Annotated in this window: 11 protein-coding genes; 7 read left to right on the forward strand and 4 right to left on the reverse strand. The window is 69.4% G+C overall.

Features of this window, described 5'->3' with window-relative positions; all coding sequences use genetic code 11:
* Both VF697_RS43350 and VF697_RS43355 read left to right on the forward strand, forming a co-directional pair.
* Positions 1-791, forward strand: a 791-nt coding sequence (locus VF697_RS43350) for a S41 family peptidase (RefSeq protein WP_331104656.1), incomplete at its 5' end; no start/stop codon positions are given.
* A 72-nt stretch (positions 792-863) separates the two neighbouring features.
* Positions 864-1,868, forward strand: a complete 1,005-nt coding sequence (locus VF697_RS43355) for an Rpn family recombination-promoting nuclease/putative transposase (protein ID WP_331104658.1) — start codon at positions 864-866, stop codon at positions 1,866-1,868.
* A gap of 75 nt (positions 1,869-1,943) precedes the next feature.
* On the opposite strand, the gene recA is transcribed toward VF697_RS43355, so the two are convergent.
* Together recA and VF697_RS43365 are read right to left on the reverse strand one after the other, a co-directional pair.
* Positions 1,944-3,041, reverse strand: coding sequence for a recombinase RecA (gene recA / locus VF697_RS43360; RefSeq protein ID WP_331104660.1), 1,098 nt, complete (start codon positions 3,039-3,041; stop codon positions 1,944-1,946).
* A gap of 108 nt (positions 3,042-3,149) precedes the next feature.
* Positions 3,150-3,911: a hypothetical protein gene (locus VF697_RS43365; protein ID WP_331104662.1), complete on the reverse strand. Its 762-nt coding sequence runs from the start codon at positions 3,909-3,911 to the stop codon at positions 3,150-3,152.
* 232 nt (positions 3,912-4,143) lie between these two features.
* On the opposite strand from VF697_RS43365, the gene VF697_RS43370 reads away from it, so the two are divergent.
* Genes VF697_RS43370 through VF697_RS43390 form a run of 5 tightly spaced genes read left to right on the forward strand, consistent with a single transcriptional unit; the run spans position 4,144 to position 6,986 of the window.
* Entirely contained in the window at positions 4,144-4,743 is a 600-nt protein-coding gene (locus tag VF697_RS43370) for an RNA polymerase sigma factor (RefSeq protein WP_331104664.1), read from the forward strand.
* Positions 4,740-5,213, forward strand: a complete 474-nt coding sequence (locus tag VF697_RS43375) for an anti-sigma factor family protein (protein ID WP_331104666.1) — start codon at positions 4,740-4,742, stop codon at positions 5,211-5,213. The genes VF697_RS43370 and VF697_RS43375 overlap by 4 nt, the downstream gene beginning before the upstream one ends.
* Positions 5,213-5,734, forward strand: coding sequence for a DUF3106 domain-containing protein (locus VF697_RS43380; protein ID WP_331104668.1), 522 nt, complete (start codon positions 5,213-5,215; stop codon positions 5,732-5,734). The genes VF697_RS43375 and VF697_RS43380 overlap by 1 nt, the downstream gene beginning before the upstream one ends.
* Positions 5,731-5,976 carry a hypothetical protein gene (locus VF697_RS43385; protein WP_331104670.1) on the forward strand — a complete coding sequence of 82 codons (246 nt, stop codon included), beginning with the start codon at positions 5,731-5,733 and terminating at the stop codon, positions 5,974-5,976. Before VF697_RS43380 ends, VF697_RS43385 begins: the two co-directional genes overlap by 4 nt.
* A 44-nt stretch (positions 5,977-6,020) precedes the next feature.
* A complete protein-coding gene (locus tag VF697_RS43390; RefSeq protein WP_331104672.1) occupies positions 6,021-6,986 on the forward strand; it encodes a serine/threonine-protein kinase in 966 nt (321 codons plus the stop codon).
* 16 nt (positions 6,987-7,002) lie between these two features.
* On the opposite strand, the gene VF697_RS43395 is transcribed toward VF697_RS43390, so the two are convergent.
* Complete coding sequence (locus VF697_RS43395) at positions 7,003-8,022, reverse strand: pirin family protein (RefSeq protein WP_331104674.1); 1,020 nt, start codon at positions 8,020-8,022, stop codon at positions 7,003-7,005.
* A gap of 95 nt (positions 8,023-8,117) precedes the next feature.
* A partial coding sequence (glmS, locus tag VF697_RS43400) for a glutamine--fructose-6-phosphate transaminase (isomerizing) (protein ID WP_331104676.1) occupies positions 8,118-9,827 on the reverse strand: 1,710 nt, incomplete at its 5' end.

Here is a 9,827-nt window from a genome sequence, read left to right on the forward strand (position 1 = left end):
GCAAGAACGGCGGCGGCAGTCCGACGATGATCCAGCTCATCACCAGCTACTTCTTCGACGAGCCTACGCACCTCAACGACTTCTTCATCCGCGAGGGCAACACCACGCAGCAGTTCTGGACCTCGGCCCACGTGTCCGGCAAGCGGATGAGCAACGTCCCCGTCTACGTCCTCACCAGCCAACGCACCTTCTCGGCGGCCGAGGAATTCACCTACGACCTGAAGAACCTCAAGCGAGCCACCATCGTCGGTGAGACGACCGGCGGCGGCGCCCATCCGGTGGAGTCCCACTTCCTCGCCGACGTGCACTTGCTGGCGAGGATTCCCTTCGGCCGCGCGGTGAACCCCATCACCGGCACCAACTGGGAAGGCACCGGCGTGACGCCGGACATCCAGGTCCCGGCGGACAAGGCGCTCGAGGCCGCCCACCGTGACGCACTGAAGAAACTCCAGGACAAGGCCCAGGACGCCAAGCGCAAGCAGCAGCTCGCGTGGGCCCTGCAGAAGGTGGAGGCGCTCGCCAGCCCGGTGACGCCGAGCGCCGAGGTGCTCAAGAGCTTCGTGGGCAGCTACGGAAACACCACCCTGCTCTACGAGAACGGCTCGCTCTGGTGCCTCTGGCCGGGGTTCAAGCTCCGAGTGGTCCCGATGACGGCGGACACCTTCATGCTCGACGATGGCCTGGACATCCTCCGCTTCCGCATGGAGAAGGATGCCTCGGGCAAGGTGACCGGGCTGACGGAGCTGTACGAGGATGGCCGCACCGAAAGGTCCGCGCGCAGCGGAAGCTGAGGCTACTCGAGGAAGGTCTCACAGGCTCCCTCACGGTGCTCTTGGCCCGCCATGTGCTTGGAGCGGCTGGCCATGCCCGGACCTCATGACCTCTTCGCCCGCTTCACCTTCGGTCACCCCGAGCGGGCCGCGGCCGAGCTGCGCGCCGCCCTGCCCTCGCATGTCGTCTCGGAGGTGGACTGGTCATCTCTGCGGCGAGAGTCCGGCTCCGTCGTGGACCCGGAACTGCGGGAGACCGAGAGCGACCTGCTCTTCACCGCCCGCTTGCGCGAGGGCCACTCACTGCTGCTGTATGTGCTGCTGGAGCACCAGTCCTCGGTGGACCGGTGGATGGCGCTGCGCATGCTGCGCTACGTGGTCCGCCAGGTGGAGCACTGGCGCCAGCAGCACCCGGAGAGCACGGTACTCCCCGTCATCATCCCGCTCGTCATGTACCACGGGACAGATGGCGTCTGGTCGGCGCCCCGCCGGGTGGAGGAGCTCTTCGCCCTGCCGGGCGAAGGTGAGCAGCGGGAGCGTTGGCGAGCGCTGGTGCCGCGTTTCGAGTACCTGATGGATGACCTGACAGCCGAGCGAGCCGAGGCGTTGCTGGCGCGACCTGGCCCACCTCTGGCCCGACTGGCGTGGCTTGCCCTGCGCTACGGACGCACCGAGGAGTTGGCCCAGCGGCTGCCGGACTGGACCGCGCTCTTCGCGCAGCTGCAATCCACCCCTGACGGCTCCGAGCATCTGGTGGTGGTCATCCGCTACCTCCTCTGGGTCGGGGGCAAGGCCGCCCACGAAGCCGCGGGGCGGGTGCTACATTCGGTGCTGGATGCCCAACGAGCGGAGGCGGTGATGATGAGCTATAGCGAGGAACTTATCGAGCGCGGACGCCAGCAGGGGCTGGCACAGGGGCGGCTCCAAGGGCGTGCCGAGGCCGTGCTTCGAATCCTCACCGCGCGGGGCGTGCAGGTCGTTGAGGAGGCGCAGCAGCGCATCCTGGCGTGCACGGACGTGGCCACCCTCGACCGCTGGTTCGACCGGGCGCTGAACGCCACCCGCCTCTCCGACGTGCTGGATGACCTGGCGAGCTGACGCCGCGCCATGAAGCAAGGGGCTGCCTCCCTCGCGGGAGACAGCCCCTGGGACTTCAAGCGACGAAGGCTCGGACTACTTCACGGCCTTCACGCGCTGGCGCTTCTCGGTGTGGTGGCCCTCCGCGGGGGCCTCGCCCTCGGCCGGAGCCGGCACCGCCGCGACCGCCGGCTTGCCGATGCCGTACTTCTCCATCACCTGCCGCTCGACTTCCTTGGCCACATCCGCGTGGTCGCGCAGGTAGTCCTTCGCGTTCTCGCGACCCTGGCCGATGCGCTCTCCCTTGAAGGAGAACCAGCTGCCGCTCTTCTCGACGATGCCGTCGTTGGACGCCATGTCGATGAGGTCGCCCTCCCTCGAGATACCCGTGCCGTACATGATGTCGAACTCGACCTCCTTGAACGGAGGCGCCACCTTGTTCTTCACCACCTTCACGCGGGTGCGGCTGCCCACCACGTTGTCGCCATTCTTGATGGCGCCCACGCGGCGGATGTCCAGGCGCTGCGACGCGTAGAACTTCAGCGCGTTACCGCCCGTCGTCGTCTCGGGGTTGCCGAACATCACGCCAATCTTCATGCGGATCTGATTGATGAAGATGACGCACGTCTGGCTCTTGCTGATGGTGCCGGTGAGCTTGCGCAGCGCCTGGCTCATCAGTCGGGCCTGCACACCCATGTGCGCATCGCCCATCTCGCCCTCGAGCTCGGCCTTGGGCACCAGCGCCGCCACCGAGTCCACCACCAGCACGTCGATGGCGCCCGAGCGCACCAGCATCTCGGCGATTTCCAGGGCCTGCTCGCCCGTGTCCGGCTGGCTCAGCAGCAGGTCATCGGTGCGCACGCCCAGCTTGCGCGCGTAGCCGATGTCCAGCGCGTGCTCGGCGTCGATGTAGCCGGCCACGCCGCCGCGCTTCTGCGCCTCGGCCACGATGTGGAGGCACAGGGTCGTCTTACCGGAGGACTCCGGACCGTAGATCTCCACGATACGGCCCTTGGGCACGCCGCCCACGCCCAGCGCGATGTCGAGCGAGATGCTTCCCGTCGAAATGGCCTGAACATCCCGGACCAGCGGCTCCTCGTTTCCGAGCCGCATGATCGACCCCTTACCGAACTGGCGCTCCACAGCGGACATCGCCAACTCGATCGCCTTCTCCTTCTCTGGATTCACGGCCATTTCGTCTTGCTCCTTGCGTATGCGGCGAGCCACCCCGGCCCACCTGAACTCGCGTTTAGTACGCGATGTGAAGACCCTAGTCCATCCATCTGACATGACCCACGGCGTTCAGCGCCGAGGCAGCACGAGGAGCAGCCAGGCCAACAGTCCAGCGCTCCCGCTGAGGGTTCCGTAGTAACCGCCGAAAAACCCCAGATACAACTCCACGAGCGCCAGCAGGAGCAGACCCAGCAGGCCCGCTCGCTTCGCATCCGAGCGCTCGGGAGCCAACAGCCCCGGCACCAGGGCCATGAGCGACAGCCCCATGAGGGCGATGAGGGGCAGCAAGAGCCCGGTATCATTGGACTTCACGTCCTCGGGCAGGGCCCTCCACTGCGCGAGAAGGCCCGACCCCAGCACGCCCCCGGCGGCCAGGGAGGCCCACGGGAAGCCGGGCTCCCCATCCCGGCCCCGCAGGTGGTCCAGGTCCTCCGGGCGGACCTCCAGCGCGAAGGGAAAGCCGAGCCGCAGCAGCGCCTCGGTGGCCGCGGCCCGGCACGTCCGGCCCGTGGTGTCCTCCAGCCCCGCGAGCTGGCCCCCCTCCAGCAGCCCGTGGAGCAGATCCGCCACCTGACGGCCCCCGCTCCCCGCCTCCAGCGTGTCGAGCTGCGCGTTGAGCTTCGCCGCGGCCACCGCGCGCTCGTCCTCGGTGGAGGCCTCCCGGGCCTCCTGGACGGCGAGCCGCACCGGCAGCGGCAGCTCCCCGGGCGGAGGCGGGCTGACCGGCTCTTCCCACGAGGCCAGGGACGGCAGCTGCGGGATGCCCTCGCCCTCCGAGTCGCCCTGACGGGGACCGGAGCCGGGGGGACGGGTGTGCGAGGAGCTGGCCACGGCTGGGACTGTAACGACCGGCTCCGGCCGCCTTCAAAGCTTCCCCTCCCAGAGCTTCCGCCAGCGGACGGGAGGGGCCCTCTCGCGCCGTCCGGATGACAGCCGCCCTGCCCTGGCGGGTGCCGGGTAGGCCATTCCCCCACATTGAAGGATGAGGTGCGCGAGAACTCGGCTACGCTCCGGCGCGCGAGAGGCCCGCAACTTTTTTCAGGGCCCGGGGTTGGACGAGGACGTGGAAGCGGATTCGGACGCACAGATGATGTTGAAGGTGGCGGCGGGCGACCGGCGGGCCTTCGCGGTCCTGTTCGACCGGTACCACGCCAGCGTGGCGCGCTTCGCGTTCCGCTTCGTCGGCAACCGGGAGCGCGCCGAGGAGCTGACGCAGGACATCTTCGTGAAGCTCTACCGCAACGCGAAGGGCTACCAGCCGACGGCGAAGTTCAAGACGTTCCTCTTCCGGGTGGCCTCCAACCACTGCCTCAACGAGGTGCGACGCGGGGAGTACCGGGTGGAGCACACGACGACGTCGGAGACGCCCGAGGACGAGAGCGGACTGGACGTGGCCGGGCAGGAGGGCGACAGGCCGGACCAGGCGCTGGCGGGGCGGGAGCTGGAGCGGGCCGTGGGCGAGGCGCTGAAGGCGATGAGCGAGCGGGAGCGGGCCGCCTTCACCATGTGCCGCTTCGAGGGCATGGCGTACCGGGAGATCGCCGAGGCGCTGGAGGCGAGCGAGGCGGCGGTGAAGAGCCTCATCCACCGGGCGACGCTGGCGGTGGCGCGAAAGGTAGAGGAACTGCAAGCGGGCTCCGTGCCCGTGAGGAGCAGGGTATGAGCTGTCCATTCGAGGAAGACCTGACGGCCTACGTCGACGAGGAGCTGCCGTCCGCGCGCCGCGCCGAGGTGGAGACGCACCTGCGAGGCTGCGCGGGATGCCAGGGGACGGAGGCGCTCCTGAAGCGCACGGTGGCGCGGATGGCCGAGCTGCCCGAGTTCACCCCCTCGACGGCCACGCGGCGCGAGGTGCTGGCGAAGGTGGACGCGCTGCCGAGGCCCCTGGGGGAGCGGCTGCGGGCGTTGCTGCGGCCCACGGTGCTGGTGCCGGCGGCGGGACTGGCGGCGGTGGCGGGGCTGGCGCTCTCCACCACCGCCACGCGCGAGCCCACGCTGGAGGTGCCGGACGCGGGCACGCTGGAGCTGGCGATGAACCTGGAAGTGGTCGAGGACTACGAGGTCCTCGGCCTGGACGAGAGTGAAGACCTGGAGGTGGTCGCCCATCTCCACGAGCTGGAGGAGGTGCGGTGATGAAGGGCCGGAGGAACATGGCGCTGGCGGGGCTGGTGGCGGCGCTGCTCGTGGGCGGCACGGGCCGTGCGGAGGAGCCTCGCCCGGAGCCCCCGAAGCAGGAGCAGGGGCGGACGGCGGCCGAGCGCTTCCAGCAGCTCTCGCCCGAGCAGAAGGAGGCCCTGCGCGCGAAGCTGCGCGAGCTCAAGGCGATGCCCAGGGAGGACCAGGAGCGCATCAAGGCCAACCTGGAGCGCTGGAAGCAGATGCCGGCGGAGGAGCGCGAGCGCGTCCGGGCCAACCTGCGCGAGTTCCAGCGGCTGTCGCCCGAGGAGCGCCAGCAGATGCGCGAGCGCTTCCGCGAGTTCCGCGGGATGAGCGCCGAGCGCAAGGCGGAGCTGCGCCAGCGGATGCGGGCCTACCTGCGCGCGCACCCGGAGCGGCGCGAGCAGATGATGGAGAACATGCGCCGCTGGCGGCAGATGTCGCCCGAGCAGCGCCAGCAGATGCGCGAGCGGATGCGCGAGAGGCGGCGTCCGTGAGCTGGCTGCGCCCCCTGCTGCTGGCCACCGTCCTGAGCGCCGGGACGGCCGCCGCCGCGGAGCCCCCTCCACCCGCTCCGCCCAAGAACCCGTCCGAGAAGCGCACGTCCCCCCCGGAGCTGTCCGCCGAGGACAAGGAGGTGGTGGAGAACCTCGAGCTGCTGGAGAGCCTGGACGCGGTGGAGGACCTCGAGCTGCTCATCGAGCTGGGCAAGGACGACGCCCCCGCCGACGAGGAGTGAAGGCCCACCCCGGGCCGGGCGTGACGGGATAGACTCGCGGCACCGTGCCGTCCTCCCCGCCTCCCAAGACCGTGGAAGTCCCCTCGCGCCGCTTCGGGCGTTACGTGCTGCGCTCGCGCCTGGGCTCGGGGGGCATGGCGGAGGTGTTCCTCGCGGAGACCCAGGACGAGAAGGGGGCACCGCTCAAGGTGGCGCTGAAGCTGATGCGCAAGGACGTCTCGGCGGAGGCCTTCGCCGACGAGGCGGACCTGATGGGCCTGCTGGAGCACCCCAACCTCGTGCGCCGGCTGGAGATTGGCGAGGCCTTCGGCCGCTACTTCATCGCCATGGAGTTCCTCGTCGGCGGAGACCTGGAGGGACTGCTCCGGGCGCACCGTCAGCAAGGGCAGGCCATCTCCGCGGCGCTGGGTGCCCACGTGTGCACCGAGGTGCTGCGGGCCCTCGCCTACTTCCACCAGGCGCGCACGCGCAGTGGCCGGCCGCTGGAGCTCGTCCATGGCGATGTGAACCCCTCCAACATCTTCTTCTCCGGGCAGGGCGAGGTACGGCTGGGCGACTTCGGCGTGGCCAAGGCGCGGGGGTTGGACCTCGGCCCGGAGGACGGGGTGACGGCGGGCAAGCTGCACTACCTGTCCCCGGAGCAGACGCGCGGGGACTCGCTGACGCAGGCCTCGGACCTGTTCTCGCTGGGCATCGTCCTGCACGAGCTGGTGCTGGGCTTCCACCCCTTCGCGCCCGAGAGCAATGACCCTGACCATGTGATGGCGGCCATCCGCTCGGCGAAGCTGAACCTGCCGGACACGCTGGACAAGCCGCTCGCGGCGGTGCTGCGCAAGGCCCTCGCCCCCGACGTGAATCAGCGCTACCGCACGGCGGGCGAGTTCGCGGGAGCCCTCTTCGCCTGGGCGCTGGACACGGGACGGCCCTTCGGCACGCGCGAGGTACAGGCCTCCCTGCAACAGGCCCTCTCGCTCGCGCTCTGGGAACGGGAGAAGGGCCGCCCCCGGTAGGACACGCGGTCCCTGTTCACTTCGCCCGCTCGATGCGGCCGTCGGGATGCCGCGCGAACCGGCCCTCCTCCCTCGGGTGTACCGGGCCCTGGCTCGGCCAGGGCCAGCCGCCGAACTGCGTGCGCTGGTAGTCCTGGAACGCCTGCTGGAGCTCGAGGGGGGTATTCATGACGAATGGGCCGTACCGCGCGACGGGCTCTCCGATCGGCCGCCCCTGCAGCAGGAGCAGCTCGCCCGCGTCGGGACCATTGGTGAGCGTCACGTCCTGCTCGGCGCGCAGCTGGACACCGGAGTAGCGGGGGATCGGGCGGTTCCCGATGCGCAGGGAGCTTCCCTCGAAGAAATAGAGCGTGCGGTTCACCCCCTTGCTCGCGCGAGGGAGCGTCCACTCCGCTCCGGGCTCCATCTTGAGGGTCCAGATGGCGAGCTCCGCATCGGGCCGCGAGGCCCAGGACTTCGGAGGCGGCGGAGGCGCCTGGAGCTGAGCGAGCTGTCCGGCCACGACGTTGACCTCGGTCAGGCGCCCGGCCGAGTCCCGCGTGCTGAGCTTCGGGATCGCGTCGTTCCAGAACATCGAGAAGTGGGGCTCCACGAGCTTGTTCGCGCTCGGCAGGTTGAGCCAGATCTGGAACAGCTCGAGCGGGTTCGGCCGCTTCGGGTCGACCAGCGGGAACATCTCGGAATGGACGACGCCCTTGCCGGCGGTGAGCCACTGCACGTCTCCGTGCCCGAAGCGAGCGATGGCGCCCAGCGAGTCCGAGTGGTCGATGAGCCCGCGACGGACGATCGTCACCGTCTCGAAGCCTCGATGCGGGTGCTGGGGAAAGCCGGGCACCACGTCACCGTGGTACATGCGCCAGCCGTCCTTCCCCTCGAAGTCCTGTCCGATGTCCCGGCCCGCGAGGGAGGCGGCGGGGCCCATCCGCGCGTCCCCCGCCGGATAGGCGTCATTGTGGTGGACGCAGAAGAGGAACGGGTCGGAGGTCTGCCACTGGAACCCCAGCGGGTTCACGCTCAGCACGGCGTCGTCGCTCATGGGTCTTCTCTAATGGGCTGGAAATGAAAACGCCCGGGAGCCTCGAAAGGCATCCCGGGCGTAACGGACCCCAGCAGCGGTCCGAGCGCGGCGGACTACTCCACCGTCACGCTCTTGGCGAGGTTGCGCGGCTGGTCCACGTCGTTCCCGCGCAGATCCGCCACGTGATAGGCGAGGAGCTGCAGGGGAATGGTGGCCACCACCGGCGCGAGCAGCGCGCTGGCGGGCGGAATCCGCACGACGTGGTCCGCGAGCGAGGCCACGTGCGCGTCATCCTCGTCGATGATGGCGATCACCTTGCCGCCGCGAGCCCGCACCTCCTCGATGTTGCCGATGATCTTCTCGTAGGCGACGTGCGGCTGCTTCGGGGCGATCACCACCACCGGCATCTTCTCGTCGATGAGGGCGATGGGGCCGTGCTTCATCTCGCCGCCGGCGTAGCCCTCGGCGTGGATGTAGGAGATCTCCTTGAGCTTCAGCGCGCCCTCGAGCGCCACCGGGTGCATCGGGCCGCGGCCGAGGAAGAGGAAGTCCTGCGCGTTCATGAAGTCACGCGCCACGCGCTTGACCGAGGGCTCGCACTTGAGCACGTCCTCGATCATCTTGGGGATCTCGGTGAGCGCCGTCAGGTGCTCCTGCGCCGCCTTGACGGTGAGGGTGCCGCGCATGCGGCCCAGCTTCACCGCGAGCAGGTAGAGGCCCACGAGCTGCGTGGTGAAGGCCTTGGTGGAGGCCACGCCGATCTCCGGGCCCGCGTTGGTGAGGATGGTGATGTCCGCCTCACGCGTCATCGCGCTGCCGATGACGTTGCACAGGGCGAGCGTCGTGGCCCCGCGCGCCTTGGCCTCCTTGAAGGCCGCCAGCGTGTCGGCCGTCTCGCCGGACTGGCTGATGGCGATCGCCAGGTGCGAGGGCTCCACGATGGGATCGCGGTAGCGGAACTCGCTGGCCAGCTCCACCTCGACGGGGATGCGCGCCAGCGACTCGATCATCGCCTTGCCGGCGATGCCCGAGTGCCACGAGGTGCCGCACGCGAGGATGGTCACCTTGGAGATGCCGCGCACCTTCTCCGGGCTCAGGTTCCAGCCCTCGAAGTGCACGTCGCCCTCGGAGAGGAGCATGCGGCCGCGCAGCGTGTCCGCCACGGCGCGAGGCTGCTCGTGAATCTCCTTGTGCATGAAGTGCTTGTGGCCGCCCTTCTCCGCCATCATCGGCGTCCAGTCGATGCGGCGGGTGGGCCGGTTCACCTTGTGGCCCGAGCGGTTGTAGATGTCCACGCTGGAGGCGGTGATGACGGCCAGGTCCCCCTCCTCCATGTAGACGAAGTCGCGCGTGTGCTCGAGCAGCGCCGGCACGTCGCTGGCCAGGAAGTTCTGTCCCTGGCCCAGGCCGAGCACCATGGGCGAGGAGTCCTTGGTGCAGACGATCCGGTTGGGATCGTTGGCCGTCACCACCGCGAGGGCGTAGGTGCCCTTCACCTGGGCGATGGCCGCGCGCACCGCGTCCGGCAGATCCGCGCCGCGCTTGAGCTCATCGGAGATGAGGTGGGCGAAGACCTCGGAGTCCGTCTCGGAGGAGAAGTGGTGCCCCTTGGCCCGCAGCTCCTCCTTGAGGGCCAGGTGGTTCTCGATGATGCCGTTGTGCACCACCGCCACGTCCCCGTAGGTGTGCGGGTGGGCGTTCTCGTCCGAGGGACGCCCGTGCGTGGCCCACCGCGTGTGGCCGATGCCCAGGGTGCCTTGCGGCACCTCGGTCTGGACCCGGTTCTCCAGGTTCTTCAGCTTGCCCGTGGCCCGAACCACGTT

The sequence above is a fragment of the Archangium sp. genome (genome assembly GCF_036388035.1).
In the GTDB taxonomy this organism is placed as follows: Bacteria; Myxococcota; Myxococcia; order Myxococcales; family Myxococcaceae; genus Archangium.

Coding starts and splice junctions, on each gene's coding strand:
- VF697_RS43355 (WP_331104658.1), top strand. CDS start 864: ATGCCCGGACCTCATGACCTCTTCGCCCGCTTCACCTTCGGTCACCCC.
- recA (WP_331104660.1), bottom strand. CDS start 3,041: ATGGCCGTGAATCCAGAGAAGGAGAAGGCGATCGAGTTGGCGATGTCC.
- VF697_RS43375 (WP_331104666.1), top strand. CDS start 4,740: ATGAGCTGTCCATTCGAGGAAGACCTGACGGCCTACGTCGACGAGGAG.
- VF697_RS43380 (WP_331104668.1), top strand. CDS start 5,213: ATGAAGGGCCGGAGGAACATGGCGCTGGCGGGGCTGGTGGCGGCGCTG.
- VF697_RS43395 (WP_331104674.1), bottom strand. CDS start 8,022: ATGAGCGACGACGCCGTGCTGAGCGTGAACCCGCTGGGGTTCCAGTGG.